This is a genomic window from Prochlorococcus sp. G4PB17 (assembly GCF_059772445.1).
Genome location: NZ_CM186288.1, coordinates 574,067 through 591,082, shown reverse-complemented (window position 1 = coordinate 591,082; position 17,016 = coordinate 574,067). Strand labels below are relative to the sequence as shown.

Genomic DNA, 17,016 nt, shown 5'->3' with positions numbered 1-17,016 from the left:
TAGTTAAATAATCTTCAGCTCTAATTTATTGGATTGAAGATAACTCCAAATTTACAGGAATTGGTTTGGCCTCTATTTCCAAGCACAACAAAATTTACTTCTAACCACATTCTTAAACCTTAAAGACAAATCTATCTCATGACATTAAACAACACTTCTCTTGAGTTAACGTCAACAACAAAAATTCTATCCGGACTCTTTGAACAAATAGAAAGTAGGTCTTTAGGAACTTCTGTTTCAGGCTTACCCGTAAACTTCTATGACTTTGATGCAATGACTCAAGGTCTACAACGAGGCGATTTGATTGTTCTTGGGGGAAGACCAGCGATGGGGAAGACTTCGCTAGCACTAAACATCGGTAAGAATATTGCTCAAATTCATAAGCTTCCTGTATGCATCTTTACTTTGGAGATGAGTATAGAACAACTGACATATCGACTTCTTTCAATGGAGGTTGGTATTGAAACATCAAGATTAAGAACTGGACGATTACAAGATGATGAATGGCCATACTTAGGGGAAGCTATTGAAAGTCTTGGCCAACTTCCAATTTTCATAACAGATAACAGCAAGATCACCGTTATTGAGATGATTGCCAAGTGCCAAGAAATTAAAGAGCAAAAAAAGAGTGAATTAGGTTTAGTAGTAATTGATTATTTACAATTTATGGACGGGATTCAATATTCATCGAGAGATGAAGAACTCTCTAAGATTCTGATTCAACTAAAAGAGATGGCAAAACTCTTACAAGTGCCAGTAATTGTTTTATCTCAATTGAATCGATCTGTTGAGTACAGAAGGAATAAACGTCCAATGCTTAGTGATCTCAGAGAGACAGAATCTCTAGAAAGTCACGCTGATTTAGTCACGATGATTTATAGAGATGAGTACTACAACCCTGAAACAGTAGATAGAGGTATAACTGAGCTCATTACTTGCAAACATAGAAACGGTCCACTAGGAACAGTTAAATTACTTTTTGAACCACAATTTACAAGATTTAGAAATTTAGAATTAAACTAATAAATATTCCAATTAATTGTTCTCAAGTTGTCGAGTCCATATAGCGAGTTATGCATGCTAGATGTTGCCACTAACGGCATAGGTAAGAAACAATTTAAGTTCTCTTCTGAATCGTTAAGGGAACATATTCAACTTGAAGAAACTTCATCTAATAGTGATCGATCACTATGGCAAATTTGTCGAACGCAGAAAGAGGAAACAGAAACTTTACTTTCCCTTAGATGCAGAGTAAGTCACCCTCTTTTAGAAAAGGTCAGAATACTATTTAACCAATTTAAAGATAGATATGAACTTGACTTGAGAGATATGCTGATTTGCGTTCTTGATGATACTGGAGATCTTTTTTTACGACTTCCAAAAAAGAAAGAAGATGGAAGAATTGAAACTGTTCGAAAAACGTTTTGTTGGCAAACTCTTAAAGAACTTTCCAGTAATCAGATTAAACCTTTTAGTGCAGATGTAATTTACAGCTTTGACCCGGATCTATCAGGTCTGTCTACATGGACAAAAAATAAAGTTCAAGCAAATATAGAACTCAAAACATATTTAAGAGGCTGTGGAATTTTATTAATCAGTCCTTGGGCCTTAATTGCTGATAGCACTCCTACACGAGTCAAGAAAGCCTGGGAACGTTGCGGTGATGGGAATTTTGTAATTAAAGATATTGAATCACTGCATAACTCTTATTTAATCCAATACAAACAAGCGAAAGAGCTTTATAAAAAATCTACAGGTAAAAATTCAGGATGGGTACCAGATTCCAGTTTCTTATCCTCACTTAAACCCCCACAAAAAGATAGGAATGGATTATTAGCTATCGATAAAGCAATACGTCAATATCTTGCAGGCACAAGTTTTACCCGTCAATTTGAAGAAGGAGAAGAATCACAAATTGAGAATCCATACAGGGATAATGAGGAAGACTCAAGTACAGAACTTATTAAATTAATTCAACAATCACTTAAACGCTCAGCCATACCAAATGTAAAAAATGTAATTAACGCAGATAGAGCTAAGTGGGATAAAGACCCTAGCCGTAAGTTAGCCTGGGAACTTTATTCTCAAGGCTTAAGTCAAAGGGATATTGCAAGTAGATGTGAACATAAACAAGCTTGGGTTAGTAAATTACTTTCCGAGAAAACTCTTTCACAGAATATTGCACAAGAAGCGGCAGTCGAATTAATTCGACGTCCAGAATTTCAACCTGTGAGAAAAGATCCACTAAGAGTTGATCGAATGATCGAACAACTACGGAATTATTTATTTTCGTCAGAACAAGAAGAAAAAGTACCACTTCTTCGTCAAATCATTCATGAAGTTTTGAACCAATGATTGAAAACACTTCATCACCTGAAGAGATGGAAGCATTCCCGATTCCTGAAGGAGCAGTCCTTCTAGACTCTGGTGAAGGCCTGACATTACGAGAATTAGCAATAGCTGCCTTACAGAAAATCATTAATGACCGAGAACTTACTCTTCCACTCGGCCCTGAATTAGATCTAAATAATCCAAAGCGACTTCTTATCTTAAATCGATTTGCTATTCAAGTTGTAACAGCAGGAATAACTACAGATGAAATTTCTATTCCTCTAGAAAATTGGTTTCGAGCTGGCGCTGCACCACAAATTCTTTTGGTGGCACAAATTGATGAGGAAAATAATGTTGTTTCTTTCCCTGGAGTTCTTACGGGCGAGGAGTTTAAACAACTATTTTCTGATCAATTAAATAATCAAAAAGAAGTTTCTCTCTCGGTAAATGAATTTAAAGGAGGAGTTGATCGTTTATTGAGCTTTGTTCGATTACTTGAGCCGTCTGCAATAACTCGAGAGGGATTTACAAATAAAGCTGATTGGTCATGGGAACCAATTACGAAAAGAATCAAGTCATCACTTTCTATTGCAGCTGTTGGAGTTGCCGCGATCGTTCTTGGTCCTCAAATCTTTAAGCCAAGATTACTAGGTGGTGTTGCAATGTTGTCAGGTGATCCGATTGAAATAACTACTTATACACGGAGTTATCAAGGTTTAGTAAAAGGGAGCGATCAAGAAGAACCTTCAATAACAGCCTGCTTGCTATCCCCAGCTTTTGTGAAAGATAAAGAAAACTCAAATGCAATCTCATTATTATCAATTGATAAACCATTGATTTTTTCAATGGATCCTTTAAATGAGATCAAGATTTCTCGTAATGGGAATATACTTTGGAGTCAAAGTGCAACTATTGAAAAACGTATACGAGGGTCAATTCCATGGCCTATTGCACCAATAAAAGCAGGAGAGAAACTAGTTTTTAGTATTAGGCCAAAAGGAGCTTCTTTTGGTGAAGAAGCAAAGATAATTTTGCAAGCCAAGTCAGATGATGAATTTCAAAAATTAGATAATATTATTGATTCACTTGGAGACAGTAAATCGCGATGGATCAAAATCATTAATCAAAATCTTGAGAAAGATAAAAGCCTTGCTCTGACTCTATTGTTCTCAGATCAAGCACCTAAATCAAAGGTATTAGATCAGGCAAGATCAGTTGTACTTGAGAAAGAAGGTTGCTTAAAACCTAGATAACTAAATAAATGAGACGATTAGCTCTGACATTAGCTTTATTACTGCCATTTGCTATTGATGGTGTCTTATTAGCTGAAGTTATTCCTGAAGGTCTTGTTGTTCAGAAGAAAGAAGAATTAGGTTTGGATGATATTAATCGGTTAAGTAAAGAGTTAGATCAGGCCTATACGACTGGCTTGTATCAAAAAGCAATAAATCTTGCGGAGCAGGTACTTGTTATTACCCAAAAGGCTCTCGGTTCAGAACATCCATCGACAGCAACCAGCCTTGATAACTTGGCGATGCTTTATGAGGCCAAAGGTCTATATAGCAAAGCAGAACCACTCTATATACAGGCTCTAGCTATTAGAGAGAAAGTATTAGGACCAGATCATCCAGATACGGCATTCAGCTCGAATAACTTGGCTTCGCTTTATGTTGAGCAAGGTTTATATAGCGAAGCAGAACCGCTGTATACACGAGCCTTAGCGATTAATGAAAAGGTTTTTGGACTAGAACATCCAGATACGGGAATGTACTTGAACAATTTAGCTCGGCTTTATATGTGGCAAGGTTTATATAGCAAAGCAGAACCGCTGTATACACGAGCCTTAGCGATTGCTGAAAAGGTTTTCGGACCAGAACATCGAGTTACAGCAGTAAGCCTTGGTAACTTGGCTATACTTTATAGGCAGCAAGGTTTATATAGCAAAGCAGAATCATTATATTTACGAGCCTTAGCGATTAATGAAAAGGTTCTTGGACTAGAACATCCAGATACTGCAGTGTCCTTGAACAATTTAGCTAAGTTTTATGACATCCAAGGTCTGAATATAAAAGCAGAACCGCTGTATAAGCGAACCTTAGCGATTGCTGAAAAGGTTCTCGGACCAGAACATCCAGATATGACAACCGCCCGTAATAACTTGGCTCTGCTTTATATGAAGCAAGGTCTGCATATTAAAGCAGAACCGCTTTTTAAAAGAGGCTTAAAAACACACTTTATCTTTATCCAAAGAGAAGCACCTTATTTGCCTATTGCTGAGAGACAATCTTTTCTTGATCTTCACCCATCTTCTTTTTATTTCTCATCGACAGTAGCTTTAAAAACAAAAACAGGATTGAGGCTGGCACTATTTTCAAGGCTTAATCGACAAGGACTTTTAGAGGAAATAGAAAGACGTCAATCACAACTTGCTAATTTATCGGGACCGCAACAAGTAATTGCTCGTGAATTACGCCAAGTTACCCAACAAATTTCATTAAAAGATCTTAAACAAGAGCAACGAAAAAGGTTAAGTAAACGCCAAAAAGAACTTGAACGAAAACTTTACCGCTTGCTCCCTGAACTAAGGCCTCGGATTGTCTCAGTCGATCAAGTTGCTAAAAAAATCCCTCATGGCGCAGTTTTACTTGAATATCAGCGTTATCAATCTCTTGATGCCAAAAAATCAGACCATGAGAAATTTGGAGAATCACGTTATTTATCTTTTATCCTTAAGCCTAATGGAGAGCTGGATACTATTGATTTAGGTCTCGCAGAGCCAATAGAAAAAAAAATTCAACAAGCATCAAGATCTTCAGAAGAAGGTTTGGGAGATGCACAACAACTCTGGAATGAAGTAGGTGATTTAGTTGTTAAACCGTTGAGAGAAGTGATGGGTGATGCGGAAATTTTATTCATTTCTCCTGATGCTGAACTCAACCGTATTCCATTTGCTGCACTCAGCTCTCATAAAGGTGATGATTTACTTGGAGAAGCTGTCAATATACGTCTACTAACAACCGGGCGAGAATTACTTTATCTCGCTAAAGCATCAAAAGCAACTAAACAAAAACCACTTGTTATTGCTAATCCAGCTTTTGATTTGATCAAAACCTACTCACCTGAAAAAACATCTGATCTAATTGCTGGCAATACATCTCAACAACGTTCAGGCGATCTAGCTTCTTTCAATTGGAGTCCATTACCTGGAACAGCGAAAGAAGGGAAAGAAATTGCCCAACTCACGAAAGCTCAACTGTTAACCAAGAACAAAGCAACAGCATTGGCTATTCAAGAGCAAGATGCTCCCAAGGTTCTACATATCGCAAGCCATGCTTATTTCTTACCAGATCAAGAAACAGGAGAGAACCCATTACTTAGAAGTGGCATTGTTTTAGCTGGTGCTAATGACCCAGAATCCAACCCTAATGATGATGGATACTTAACAGCTTTAGAAGTGACAAAACTTGATTGGCAAGGCACAGAGTTAGCAGTCATCTCTGGCTGTGAATCAGGTAAAGGTGATATTCAATCAGGGGAAGGTGTTTATGGACTTAAGCGCGCAATAGCAGTTGCAGGAGCAAGGTCTAGTTTGTTGTCTTTATGGAAGGTGGATGATCGTGCAACGGCTGCTTTTATGACTAGTTTCTATAAAAAATTGAAGGATGGAGAAGGACGAGCAGATGCTTTAGCTGCGACTCAAAAAGAATTTATAAGTCATCCTATTCCAGGCTGGAGACATCCTTATGTTTGGGCTGCCTTCCAATTAAGTGGTGATTGGAGACCGATTAAATGGTAAGACGTATTAATCGATTGGCTTCAATTGGAACAGCTTTATTAATACCCGTTATGTTTGAAAGTGGTTTGATTGTAAATTCGCTTGAGATTGATTCGGAAGTTTTAATTGCTGAAGAAAAAGTTAAACCCTATGAAACTTTTTTAAATCGTGGCAGGAAGAAATTAAAAGATCATGATTATTTAGGAGCTATTAAGGATTTCACTAAGGCTATTGATATAGATGCAAATGATTGGAGGTCATATCACAATAGAGCACTTAGTAAAGAGGGTCTAAAAGACAATATAGGTGCGATTTCAGATTATTCAAAAGCGATAGATTTTAATTCTCAACCATGGTCACTAAGCTTCTATGGTCGTGCAATTAATAAACAGCAAATAGGCAATATCGAAGGAGCAATTTCTGATTATTCAATGGCTATTGATCTTGGTTTGCCTATTGAAAATAAGTCAATGGCATACTATTTTCGTGCAGTTTTAAAAGATAAAAAAGAAGATTCAGCAGGAGCAATTAATGATTACACAAAAGCTATTGAATTTGGTTTAAATAAAAAATTGAGCGTATTTGCATATTTCTTTCGTGGGTTTCATAAAAATATTTTAAGTGATTTCCCTGGAGCTATTGAAGATTTTTCAAAGGTAATTAAATTTGATCTAGACGATTTGCAGATTAAATCAGAGGCATATCATAATCGTGGCCTGGCCAAATCAAAACTAGGTGAATTTAAGAGTGCGATAGAGGACTTCGACAAAGCATTAGAATTAAACCCAAAAAACGAATCGACAAAAGATTTTCGGCGTCTTGCCAATAAAGAACGAAAAATACAGTCAAATTCAAAAATAATTGCAATAAATAAGAAAGTGAAGGTCGCTAAAGAAAAGAATGATTATCTAGAAGTTATTCGTCTTATGAAATTAATTATAGAAACAGGAGAAAGTGACATTGTTGGTTCATACCCTTATTATGAGATTGCTTATAATTATGACAAATTAGAAGATTATAATAATGCGATTAAATTTTATCGAAAGGCTATATCAATAGAAGAATTGAAGTCCGGTAATGATTCTATTAAAGTCGCAAATTATTTAACTGCTTTAGCACACACATTTAATAAAGGGGAAGTCTCTCCTAGCAAGAATGACTTTAATGAAGTAGAGAGAATTAGGTATCGAGTAGTCGAAATTACAAAATCTAAATTAGGTTTGAGTCATATTGAAACAGCCGCAAGTTATCAAAATCTAGCTGCTTTGTTTTCTGGTAAAGGAGATTTTAATGAATCTATTAAGCTTAGAAAAGTTGCCTTAGAGATAGCTGAGAGAGTAGATGATAATGATGATTGGTATGAACCTATTCCTATTTATAGAGCCTTTTTATACTCTCAAATTGCTACTGATTATCATCGCTTAGGAGATCATAGAAATGGCAAAAGTAACACTATAAAAGCTTATAATATTAGGAAAAGTCTGCTTGATGAAGATAGCCCTCTTCTTGCAGATAGTTATTTTTCGTTAGGCATTAATTCATTTTATTCTTTCGATTTTAAAGAGGCAAAAAATTTCTTTAATGATGCCCAAAGAATCTATAAAATAGATAGAAAAGAGTATAAATTTGAGCTTGACTTTATCAAACAAATGAAAAAGATAATATCTGCACTTGAAAAGTTATCATCAAATAAAGATAGTCAGATAGCTAACAATATTTTAATTGATCAGATTCCGGAAGATGATCCTGAAGCAACTTTAAAATTACAAGTAAATGGTTCAATGCTGCAGATGGTCGGCTCTTTCGAAGCATCTATAACAGCTTTTGAAAAAGCAAAAAAAATTCATAATAGAATGCGCGGTTCCAATAATTTTGATATGGCTTCTATATATAAGTCTCTTGGTTTGAGCTATCTAATGGTTGATGACTTATTAAACGCAGAGAAAAATTTGTTAGCAGCAATTGAAATTTATAAATCATTAATGCTCGACTCAATTATTTCTCAAGACCTGATTGGGCTTTATGACTATTTAGCTTTACTGTATGCATTAAAAGAATCGCCTGAAGAAACAAAGAAATTTCTTGAAAAAGCTATTGATGGTTCTGTTTTGTACATACAGGAGCAGGCACAGCATTTGCCAATTGATCAACGTTTAAATTTCTCGAAGGCTATATCTGGTTCTTATTTAGCTTCATTTGCTGGAATTGGGTTTTTACCTAATGGCGAGGAACTAGCACTGAAAGCAAGGTTGAATAGACAAGGACTCTTAGAAGAAATTGAGAAATATCAATCTAGGCTTCCTCTATTAGATAAATCACAAAGGGATAAGGTTGCAGAGCTAAATGCTTTAAATATTCAATTCTCAGATCGATCTATAGGAATTGATGAGCGAAATGAAATCAGAGCTAAAAAACAAAGAATTGAAGAGGAACTTTTTTTGCAGCTACCTGAACTAAAGCCTCAAATTGTAGAGGTAGGTCAAATTGCAAATTCTTTACCGAAGAACTCTTTATTGATTGAGTTCCAAAAATTTCGACCTTTTCAGAAACAAGTTGAAGATGGTCAATTTTATGGAGAACCTAAATACTTAGCATTAGTACTGAGACCCAATCGTCAAATAGTCAGTATTGATTTAGGTTTTGCCAAATCAATTGAAGAAAAAATCAACAAGGCTTCAGTTGCTTCAGAAAAACAATTACCTAATGCATTGAGTTTATGGGGCGAGGTAGGAGAACTGCTCATTCAACCCTTAGCAATAGCTACTCAAGGTGCAGATACTTGGTTCGTTTCACCTGATGCTGAAATAAATCGTATACCTTTTGCAGCACTAAGAAATCCTAGAGGTGACGGATTACTCGGAGAAGGTATCAATCTAAGGTTGATTACAACTGGACGTTCATTGCTAAAACTAATTAAAGACTCAGGAAACTCTGATAAAGAGTCACTTGTATTTGCCAATCCAAGCTTTAGTTTAGAAAAGAAATTATCTACTAAAAATCAGAATAGAGATATTATTGTAGATCAGAAAAGATCAAGTGAAGTTGGACAACGTAATTGGATAGCTTTACCTGGAACAGCCAATGAAGGAAAGCAAATTTCTCAACTAATTAATGCAAAGTTGTATACAAAAGAAGAGGCAACTTCTCTTTCAATTCAACAATCCATATCGCCACAAACCGTTCATATTGCTACTCATGCGGCTTTTGAGGCTAATCAAAACCAAGAAAATAAGATCTCTACATTCAGTCTGGATTCATCTAATCCTCTACAAATAAAATTTGAAGGAGAAAATCCATTACTAAGAAGCTACATCGTTTTAGCTGGTGCTAATGAACCAGAGTCCAATCCAAAAGATGATGGTTATTTAACAGCACAGGAAATAACTCAGTTAGATTGGGAGGGAACGGAGATGGTTGTTATCTCGGGGTGTGAGTCAGGTAAAGGTGATATTCAATCAGGCGAAGGTGTTTATGGACTTAAACGAGCTATTGCTGTTGCCGGTGCAAGATCAAGTTTGTTGTCGTTATGGAAAGTAGATGATCGAGCAACGGCTGCTTTTATGACTAGTTTCTATAAAAAATTAAAAGCAGGAGAAGGACGAGCAGATGCTTTAGCTTCTACTCAAAAGGAATTTAGAAATCATCCTATTCCGGGCTGGCGGCATCCTTATGTCTGGGCTGCCTTTCAGTTAAGTGGTGACTGGAGGCCGATTGATTGGTGATTTTGGAATCACCTTTATGTAGTCAGAACTAGGAAATGGTGTAACGGGGGATACCCCACAATTAACTTTCAAAACAAATGACAAATTCACCTCATACCCTTGGTGTTGTCGATCAAAAAGGGAAAAAATGGTATAGAGCAAAAGCATTTATTGCAGCTAGCTTTCTTTCTCTATCAGGGTTAGCTTTCATGTTACCTCAACCTGCCGCTGCTTCATGCTATGGCACTGGTTATTATCGTCGTTGTGACGGGCGTGGCGGTCCAAATGCAACTTATTCATCTAGAGGTAGTAATGGAAGGACTACGTATTACAGAAGTGGTAATCCCTACAAAAGACAGACATATAAAACTTATTACAGATAAATTGCCTGTATAAACATAGTTGACTTAGCCCAGATTTTTCTGGGCTTTGCTTTATCTCACATTTTTTAGTTTTCTTGTCGTAAGTAAAGTTTCTATGCCGCTTCTGCCTAGTTTGCTTTGGCGTATAAATCAGTCATTCTTTCGTTATAAAAAGTGGATGATGCTGCAACGGCAGATTTTATGAAAAAGTTCTATCAAAATCTAAAAGCAGGAGAAAGACGAGCAGATGCTTTGGCTGCTACGCAATAAGAATTTAGAAAATATTCAATACCTAGTTCGCGACATCCTTACTTTTGAGGGCTTTTCAGATCAGTGGTGACTGGAGGCCGATTGATTGGTGATTTTGGAATCACCTTGAAATATCTAGAACTAATAAAAAATGTAATTGCTATTTTTTTACTATGAAGCCAATTAAACTATTGTTTGCGACCAGTATTTCATTTGTCGGATTAATTGGTATGACTTCTGTTTCCCATGCTGGATATAGTTGTTCTTCAACTTCATCGGGGACAACTTTTTGCTCAGGATCAATTAATGGCGTAAGCGTAAATGCAACTAGTAATACAACTTCTAGTGGAACCACCTTTACACATGGAAGTATTGGGGGCGAAAGGTTTTCTCAAACTTGTTCTACGGCTTCTTCGGGAATCACTTTTTGTAATTGATAATGAATTTAATTAATTTAGAGCATACCAATCTGATGGAGTTTTTCATTTCCGCTTAGCAGTTTTAACTTCATTCTCTTTGGCGTATAAATCAGTAGTCAAATCAGGTGTAAACCTTGCATAATTCTGGAGGTGTACTTCGACTGTGTGCCCCATGGCTAAGGCGATATTTGCGATAGGGAATCCTGCAGCGTGAGATTGTTTTGCGTAGCGATGTCTAAATGAATAAGGTTTTAGAACCTCTTTTTTTGTTGCGTTAACAACTTCTTTTAATTGCTTCCAATACTTGCGCCTCTTTAAAAATGTTCCAAGTGCTTCACCACCTTTTCCTTCTTGTCCTAGGGGTGGAAGTTTTTCACCTATCGATAATCGTTTCTGTAAGTTCCAATCAATTGGATTCCCGTCTAAATTTTTAACGAATAGAGCATGTAATTTCCTTGGTGCTGTTCTATGACCTTTTTCCCTACCCTTAGATTTTTGATAGGTAGTCCATAATTCTTTTCCCTTAATCCCTTTTTTGATTGTTAGGTGACGAAGCTCCTCAGGTCTTAACCCATAGACGGCACATAGTTGAATTGCAAATTTCCAAGCATTGTAAGTTTCTTCTTCTCTTGCTGTTCTTCCATTCGGAATTAAATCTAGTAATTCAATAATTTCTTGATCGTCTATTGCATAACCTATGTCAATTGGATTTTTGGTCTCCGGAATTTGTTCAGGTGGTGCGTAAGCAGCTATTAATTTTTCTCTTAAGACTGCCCAATCAAGAAAACCTTTTAGAGCACGTCTGGCAATTTGCCTGGATCTTGTCCCTTGTTCCCATTGGATAAGCGATTGCATCATTAATGATTCACCGTCCTGAGGTTTCCCTTTGGACCTATTCATTAATGTTCCAGCCTTCGTTAAGACGGGGATATAACTTTTCTTCCAGGTGGCTTCACTTGCATTAGGGACAAACTGCCTATAGCTCTCAACTAATTCCTCCCAGTTGATTTGATGCTTTGAACTTGATGCTTCTGTAACTGTTGCGGCTTTAGAGAGCGTTTTACTTCCTTTGGCTTTTACAAAGTTTTTGAATATTTCTTCGATTCGTCTAAGTGCTTTTGATGTTTCTTTCTTATCAAAGTCAAAGGGCAACATTAAAGATTGAGCTTTTCCTCCAGTAGGCCGATATTGCAAACGCATCCTTCCTCGACAATCAAGAACTTTAAATTGCCCTGCTGTTGATTGGCTTATCTGATCCCTGAACAATTGAACCCAGTTTTCTTTTCGAGTAATGAATGGCAAGGAGCACTTGGTCACTAATTAATTAGATTGTGTGCAAAATGTGTGCAAAAGTCAACATCTGTGGCTGTCTCTGAGAATCTGTGATCGCGTATCTTTAAACAATAACTGCCTTTACGACTGAGATTCTTGTCAGTGCGGTTATAAGACCAAGTGCTTTGGGAGCACTAGGTCGCAGGTTCGAATCCTGTCGCCCCGATCAGTGATAGCAACGGTTACCAGCCGTTGCTTTTTTGATGGAAAAATTAAATGCACTCAAAAGATCTTTCGGCCTTGGTTGAAAAGCTAGATAGGGCCTACAGATCGGGTAATGCTCAATTAGCTGACAAGCAATTTGATCAATTAGAAAATAGTCTTAGGGAAATAGATCCTCAGAACTCATATTTCCAGCAGAAAATGAAGTTGCTTAGTTTGGATAATTCTTGTTTTAGTGAATGGTGGTCTAAGTTTGCCAACGGTGAAACGATGATTGTTCAACCTAAATTTGATGGTTGTGCTTTGGGGCTTCGATACCAATCTGGAACCTTAGTAGCAGCCTTCACTAGAAGTGGAAAAGATGTTACCGAGGCCGCTAGGACAATTTGCAATCTTCCCTTAGAACTTCCAGAGGATGGAATTGCAGTTTCAGAAGAACCACTTGAGATTCGTGGAGAACTTTATGCACCGAACCTGTCTAGAACTAAATCTCAAGCTTTAGCCGCTGGACATTTAAGAAAGAAAAATCCAAATGGTGCTGGTCTTGGTTTTGTGGCTTATGAAATTCTTGGAAGTACTGAAAATGAAATTGATGATATTAAACGTCTAGAAAATTGGTTCTTTGAAATTCCTCCAACTAATAGAACAGCAGAACCTAGGCAAGTGAAGCGATGGCACAAAGAATGGTTGGCTGGTGAATTATTTGAGAACCTTCCTTGTGATGGATTAGTCGTCAAGATCAACTCAGGTGAAGTTAAGCGAAAGCTTGGTGTAAATTCAAAAACACCAAATTGGGCTTTAGCTTTGAAATGAATCCTATAAATGCTTTCAAGAAATGGTTATTAAATATCTTGGTGCCTTACATAGAAGGAATGCCATACCTCGAAGGCACTAACAAGAAAAAGAAGGATTTATCTCAAGAGCCAAGATTTAGAGACTTATTTAAGAAAAGAAAAAGCACCTTAATCGTTGGGGTCTTAGTCTTCTGTTTAATAGTATTTGGAATTGGCAAAAGCTTTCGTTTCGTCACTGGACTAATAGCATTAAGCCCATTTGTTGTCATATTTTGGAGTTCATTTGGTGAACAAATAATGGGTATCTTTAAATTTAAAAAGAATAAATAATGAACCGCTTCTTCATTAAACCATTCAAAAAACCATCTAGAGGTAGACGTCTCAATATAAAACGTGTCATCTTCTTTCCATTAATCGTCTATGCAGCCTATTTATTACTCGATAGTTTTATGCCTTTGTTTATGATTGGCTTTGTATATTTGGATGCTATATAACTGGACTGGTAAAAGGAGGCTTTGCCCTAACTAATGGTCTTTTCTCCCCTGTCTATTTACTACAGACGCATGTATCTAATAGTACTTTGTAGAATATCTTTTCTTATTCTTTTGCTATGAATTGTCTCAGTTTTTTAGATTAGGTTTGTTTATTAAGGATAGATATAATAATAAGATTATTTTATTTTATTCAAATGATTTTAGCTTTAACGTCTTCCGAGCTAGGAGTCAATAGCTTCACCATTAATCTCATCCTTCTTACGGCTATTGTTGTTTTATTAGCTTTGCCAACTTTCTTTCTTTTTAAGTCAAGTCAGGGCAAATCAGCTGTTTCTCAAAAAACAGATGCGGAAAAAACAGAGGTTGAAAACATAGAACCTGAAAAAATAGAACCTGAAAAAGTAGAATCTAAATAAATCCTGTGTAAGAACTAAATAATAGGTTCTTTCTGGGCTAATCATCGTAGGTCATCGAAAGGTTTGTTTGTTGTTTAGCGTCGACCTCTCAAAGTTGTAGACATTTTGAGACTTCCAAGGTTTGATTAATACAACATTAGAAAACGATTCAAACGCTAGAGAAAGCTGGAAGAACAAAAGATAAAAATGACTGATCCAAGTCAGACCAAGTTATAAACCTTTAATAGCTTTTACATCGAGTTGAAGTCGTAGCTCCATTTCTCTAGTTGCAAGTTTTCTTTCGTTACTCATAATTCGAACGCCTACCCATGCGAGTCCTAAACCAATTGCAGCTGGGAATCCTATGGTTGTGATCTTTGCGAGGTTGTTCATTGATTTTTATCGGTATCAATAAGAAGCATCTCTTTCTCTAGAGGACTTTCCTCAATGTTATCTTCATCTATAGAAACGTACAGTGATTCTCCTCCTATTTGTTTGATCTGAAAGACCCAATTTTTTTACTATTGCTTGAGATTGTTAAATAAGTTTTTATATGGATAATTCTTAAAAATGAACCCTTTATTCCTAACCAGGAGGAGGTCAACAATGAAAGTCGAGGTTTCTTGTTTCATTGGAGGGATGGATATCAAAGAAATTGTTCATGTAGATAAATTTGAAGATGCCGAAAAAGCAGCAAAGTCTAGAAATAAATTTTGCAGACAAGTCAGCCGAAAAGTATTGATGGAATAAATGAAAAGTGAAGAATTAGGCAGCATCATCGTTGATTTGACGTTCTATTAATTGCCAACCGTCCGATTGAAGCTCATGCCATGTTTTTAGTGCATTTTTATATTCCAATCTTCTTGTGTTTTTCAATTTGGTAGGTATTCCTTCTTCTGTACAGTGCCAGAGTTGAGTCATCACGCTTGGATAATTCATGAGTGATTTCGGATCGCGAATAAAAAACATACATAAGTCTCTGGTTGGAGAGACTAGCCAGCCTGTCGGAATTGGCAATGATTCTCTGATTAATTGATTCATATAATTGAAGTCTGATTAAAATTCAATTCCTCTAGAGATTCTGATAATAAAAGTCAAGCAAGGGAATACGAATTAGAGCTAAAAAATAATCTTTTCAATGGTACTTTCATTGCTAGTAGGTGTAGCGTAAAATCAGATAAAACCAAATCACTTTTTTTAATAGTAAGTAAAAAAATAGCAAGAATTAAATCAATGTCTAATTGATTTGAATTGAAAAAACTATTTCATAGTATTTCTGTAATTGTCAAGTTAGTAGACCTAAGGAAGTTAATTATATATGGAATGAGTCTTGATAAGTATTTATTTTATAAGCCTGCTTCAAATGGGTTTTGATCATTTCTACCTGAATCTTATGAATAAATTTTGGCTGCCTTCTTGCTATAAAAGTTGAAGTATAAGTAAAAAATATCACAAATAAAAGTATAATTGAGAAGCAGTAATATAAAACTAATGGCATTGAAATAAAGTTTATTCTTATGAATTTTTTTGAAAATTATATTACTTGAATAATTTGAAACGGATTGAAGAATTAAGCGGTGTGTATAGAGAGAACTTATTTTAAGTAAAAAGGCTACAAAATAATATCTATTGAAATTACAATTATGTTTAAAAAAGAGATAATATCCGATTAGCAGGAACTTAAAAAATTAAAAAGATATTGGTATGTTCTTTTATTGTAATAGGGCTTCTTTCAAGTCAAACCTATATTCCGATGATGAGAAACAAAGGTTTTTGATTTGATTGTCTCAAAGCTCAAATTAATGAAATGATAAAAAACTCTGACTTACTCATTGATGCATTTCAGCCATTTTTTAACATAGAATTGTAATTAAAGTAATTAATATACCTTTCGAATGAACATCAATATAAATATTTAAATCCCCGCGAGTAAGGAATTTAAAAATCAATATATATATATATATAACTCTTAATTATAAATGACATGTTTCCATTAATAGCTATTTCAGCATTTTTTATCTTAGGCATAGCATTCTTTGTTATTGGTAAGGATGACTTCGGAATTAAAAAAGTAAAAGAAGTTTCTAATGATACTTCTGTCAAAAGAAAGGAGGTTGTAAATCCAGAGTTAGCTCCAAACGATGAGTCAATAGAAAAGAAGAAGGAACTAGTAAGTGCAGAAAGTTCATCTGAGATTGACTCAGGTAGTAATACTTCTGATTAAATCGTGACTAAATCTCAACTTGCATACCTTTCAGGATTAACCTTTGTCTCTATTGGCTTAATACCAACTGCAAGAAGCATTTTTTCTGTTGAGTTGTTTAATGATGCTCCTATTTTCTTTTTGGCAGGAGGGATATGGTTACTATTGATAATTGTTTTCTTATATTCCTCGAAGGAGTCCCAACGACAATTCCCAACAAGAGGAAATAGTTAGACTTTATTTAAGTCTATGGTAGTTTTAATCACTAAGGATTGAGCAGATCACCAAGTTAATTTTTTATTTTTTAGAGCCAACTCTCTAAGTGATAGAAGCCTTAGCTTAAGCAGATATATCTTTCTTCTTTCAAATTGTTTTAAAAAAGATAATTCATTTTTTATTCGTAACCTTTTTTATTAGTACCTTCGAAATATGGAACTAAAAAATTTAGTAATCATTTTTTGAGAGAATTTATAGGATTCATTCTTCTTATAAAATCAGTCCTCTCTAGTAAAAATCTTATATTGGCATAGACCATCAAATAATTTATGAGCTCTTGGCTTGCCGGTTCTAACTGGTCTAATCTTATCAAGAATTGAAGCATTGCAAATAATCCAGAAACTTCCTGGCTCAAGATTACATGCTTCACAAATATGCAAATTTGCTATTGATGGAGTTAGTAATTCACTAATAGTATTCATTGTTTTAATATGCTCTCTCTCTAAAAAATCAATTTCTTCCTCGGAGAGTTTTCCTGTGCCACAATAGTCTTCAATAATAGCTTTAAAGTTAAAAGACATAT

At 35.6% G+C, this 17,016-nt stretch carries 17 protein-coding genes and 1 pseudogene; 13 read left to right on the top strand and 5 right to left on the bottom strand.

The annotated features are described in order from the left end of the window. Positions 1 to 123: 123 nt before the first annotated feature. The 7 genes and pseudogenes from AC6EJB_RS03895 to AC6EJB_RS03865 all read left to right on the top strand — a co-directional run. Positions 124 to 1,023: pseudogene (locus AC6EJB_RS03895) on the top strand (replicative DNA helicase); the annotation flags it as partial. A 27-nt stretch (positions 1,024 to 1,050) separates the two neighbouring features. Next, the gene (locus AC6EJB_RS03890) at positions 1,051 to 2,355 is read left to right on the top strand and encodes a hypothetical protein (protein WP_498492404.1); all 1,305 of its coding nucleotides are present in this window, start codon (positions 1,051 to 1,053) and stop codon (positions 2,353 to 2,355) included. Further along, the gene (locus AC6EJB_RS03885) at positions 2,352 to 3,584 is read left to right on the top strand and encodes a hypothetical protein (protein ID WP_498492403.1); all 1,233 of its coding nucleotides are present in this window, start codon (positions 2,352 to 2,354) and stop codon (positions 3,582 to 3,584) included. Before AC6EJB_RS03890 ends, AC6EJB_RS03885 begins: the two co-directional genes overlap by 4 nt. An 8-nt stretch (positions 3,585 to 3,592) precedes the next feature. After that, a complete protein-coding gene (locus AC6EJB_RS03880) occupies positions 3,593 to 6,127 on the top strand; it encodes a CHAT domain-containing tetratricopeptide repeat protein (protein ID WP_498492402.1) in 2,535 nt (844 codons plus the stop codon). Continuing rightward, entirely contained in the window at positions 6,121 to 9,828 is a 3,708-nt protein-coding gene (locus tag AC6EJB_RS03875; protein WP_498492401.1) for a CHAT domain-containing protein, read from the top strand. The genes AC6EJB_RS03880 and AC6EJB_RS03875 overlap by 7 nt, the downstream gene beginning before the upstream one ends. Positions 9,829 to 9,905: 77 nt before the next feature. Next, the gene (locus AC6EJB_RS03870; RefSeq protein ID WP_498492400.1) at positions 9,906 to 10,190 is read left to right on the top strand and encodes a hypothetical protein; all 285 of its coding nucleotides are present in this window, start codon (positions 9,906 to 9,908) and stop codon (positions 10,188 to 10,190) included. A 153-nt stretch (positions 10,191 to 10,343) separates the two neighbouring features. Further along, complete coding sequence (locus AC6EJB_RS03865; RefSeq protein ID WP_498492399.1) at positions 10,344 to 10,439, top strand: CHAT domain-containing protein; 96 nt, start codon at positions 10,344 to 10,346, stop codon at positions 10,437 to 10,439. A gap of 139 nt (positions 10,440 to 10,578) precedes the next feature. Here the strand turns inward: AC6EJB_RS03865 and AC6EJB_RS03860 are convergent, their stop codons facing one another. Together AC6EJB_RS03860 and AC6EJB_RS03855 are read right to left on the bottom strand one after the other, a co-directional pair. Further along, entirely contained in the window at positions 10,579 to 10,773 is a 195-nt protein-coding gene (locus tag AC6EJB_RS03860; protein ID WP_498492398.1) for a hypothetical protein, read from the bottom strand. Positions 10,774 to 10,900: 127 nt separating this feature from the next. Further along, positions 10,901 to 12,154, bottom strand: a complete 1,254-nt coding sequence (locus AC6EJB_RS03855; RefSeq protein ID WP_498492397.1) for a tyrosine-type recombinase/integrase — start codon at positions 12,152 to 12,154, stop codon at positions 10,901 to 10,903. 231 nt (positions 12,155 to 12,385) lie between these two features. Between AC6EJB_RS03855 and AC6EJB_RS03850 the strand changes: the two genes are divergently transcribed. The 3 genes from AC6EJB_RS03850 (at position 12,386) to AC6EJB_RS03840 (ending at position 14,035) form a co-directional block, all read left to right on the top strand. Next, positions 12,386 to 13,144, top strand: coding sequence for an NAD-dependent DNA ligase (locus tag AC6EJB_RS03850; RefSeq protein WP_498492396.1), 759 nt, complete (start codon positions 12,386 to 12,388; stop codon positions 13,142 to 13,144). After that, positions 13,141 to 13,455, top strand: coding sequence for a hypothetical protein (locus tag AC6EJB_RS03845; RefSeq protein ID WP_498492395.1), 315 nt, complete (start codon positions 13,141 to 13,143; stop codon positions 13,453 to 13,455). Before AC6EJB_RS03850 ends, AC6EJB_RS03845 begins: the two co-directional genes overlap by 4 nt. Before the next feature lie 358 nt (positions 13,456 to 13,813). After that, positions 13,814 to 14,035 carry a hypothetical protein gene (locus tag AC6EJB_RS03840; RefSeq protein ID WP_498492394.1) on the top strand — a complete coding sequence of 74 codons (222 nt, stop codon included), beginning with the start codon at positions 13,814 to 13,816 and terminating at the stop codon, positions 14,033 to 14,035. Positions 14,036 to 14,245: 210 nt separating this feature from the next. Here AC6EJB_RS03840 and AC6EJB_RS03835 read toward each other — a convergent pair whose 3' ends face one another. Further along, on the bottom strand, positions 14,246 to 14,407 hold the full coding sequence (locus AC6EJB_RS03835; RefSeq protein WP_498492393.1) for a hypothetical protein: 162 nt from the start codon (positions 14,405 to 14,407) through the stop codon (positions 14,246 to 14,248). A 213-nt stretch (positions 14,408 to 14,620) separates the two neighbouring features. On the opposite strand from AC6EJB_RS03835, the gene AC6EJB_RS03830 reads away from it, so the two are divergent. Beyond that, on the top strand, positions 14,621 to 14,764 hold the full coding sequence (locus AC6EJB_RS03830) for a hypothetical protein (RefSeq protein ID WP_498492392.1): 144 nt from the start codon (positions 14,621 to 14,623) through the stop codon (positions 14,762 to 14,764). A gap of 15 nt (positions 14,765 to 14,779) precedes the next feature. Here the strand turns inward: AC6EJB_RS03830 and AC6EJB_RS03825 are convergent, their stop codons facing one another. Next, positions 14,780 to 15,055 (bottom strand): DUF1651 domain-containing protein, encoded by a 276-nt coding sequence (locus AC6EJB_RS03825; protein ID WP_498492391.1) that lies wholly within the window; start codon positions 15,053 to 15,055, stop codon positions 14,780 to 14,782. Between the two features lie 943 nt (positions 15,056 to 15,998). Here AC6EJB_RS03825 and AC6EJB_RS03820 point away from each other — a divergent pair. Together AC6EJB_RS03820 and AC6EJB_RS03815 are read left to right on the top strand one after the other, a co-directional pair. Next, entirely contained in the window at positions 15,999 to 16,238 is a 240-nt protein-coding gene (locus AC6EJB_RS03820) for a hypothetical protein (RefSeq protein WP_498492390.1), read from the top strand. Positions 16,239 to 16,241: 3 nt separating this feature from the next. After that, positions 16,242 to 16,451 (top strand): hypothetical protein, encoded by a 210-nt coding sequence (locus AC6EJB_RS03815; protein ID WP_498492389.1) that lies wholly within the window; start codon positions 16,242 to 16,244, stop codon positions 16,449 to 16,451. A 260-nt stretch (positions 16,452 to 16,711) separates the two neighbouring features. On the opposite strand, the gene AC6EJB_RS03810 is transcribed toward AC6EJB_RS03815, so the two are convergent. Beyond that, positions 16,712 to 17,014 (bottom strand): hypothetical protein, encoded by a 303-nt coding sequence (locus AC6EJB_RS03810; protein WP_498492388.1) that lies wholly within the window; start codon positions 17,012 to 17,014, stop codon positions 16,712 to 16,714. Positions 17,015 to 17,016 lie beyond the last annotated feature (2 nt).

What these genes read in the sequence shown, in the direction of transcription:
- AC6EJB_RS03880 (WP_498492402.1), top strand. Translation starts at nt 3,593, where the DNA reads ATGAGACGATTAGCTCTGACATTAGCTTTATTACTGCCATTTGCTATT.
- AC6EJB_RS03840 (WP_498492394.1), top strand. Translation starts at nt 13,814, where the DNA reads ATGATTTTAGCTTTAACGTCTTCCGAGCTAGGAGTCAATAGCTTCACC.
- AC6EJB_RS03810 (WP_498492388.1), bottom strand. Translation starts at nt 17,014, where the DNA reads ATGTCTTTTAACTTTAAAGCTATTATTGAAGACTATTGTGGCACAGGA.
- AC6EJB_RS03825 (WP_498492391.1), bottom strand. Translation starts at nt 15,055, where the DNA reads ATGAATCAATTAATCAGAGAATCATTGCCAATTCCGACAGGCTGGCTA.
- AC6EJB_RS03835 (WP_498492393.1), bottom strand. Translation starts at nt 14,407, where the DNA reads ATGAACAACCTCGCAAAGATCACAACCATAGGATTCCCAGCTGCAATT.
- AC6EJB_RS03830 (WP_498492392.1), top strand. Translation starts at nt 14,621, where the DNA reads ATGAAAGTCGAGGTTTCTTGTTTCATTGGAGGGATGGATATCAAAGAA.
- AC6EJB_RS03875 (WP_498492401.1), top strand. Translation starts at nt 6,121, where the DNA reads ATGGTAAGACGTATTAATCGATTGGCTTCAATTGGAACAGCTTTATTA.
- AC6EJB_RS03870 (WP_498492400.1), top strand. Translation starts at nt 9,906, where the DNA reads ATGACAAATTCACCTCATACCCTTGGTGTTGTCGATCAAAAAGGGAAA.
- AC6EJB_RS03885 (WP_498492403.1), top strand. Translation starts at nt 2,352, where the DNA reads ATGATTGAAAACACTTCATCACCTGAAGAGATGGAAGCATTCCCGATT.
- AC6EJB_RS03820 (WP_498492390.1), top strand. Translation starts at nt 15,999, where the DNA reads ATGTTTCCATTAATAGCTATTTCAGCATTTTTTATCTTAGGCATAGCA.
- AC6EJB_RS03850 (WP_498492396.1), top strand. Translation starts at nt 12,386, where the DNA reads ATGCACTCAAAAGATCTTTCGGCCTTGGTTGAAAAGCTAGATAGGGCC.
- AC6EJB_RS03845 (WP_498492395.1), top strand. Translation starts at nt 13,141, where the DNA reads ATGAATCCTATAAATGCTTTCAAGAAATGGTTATTAAATATCTTGGTG.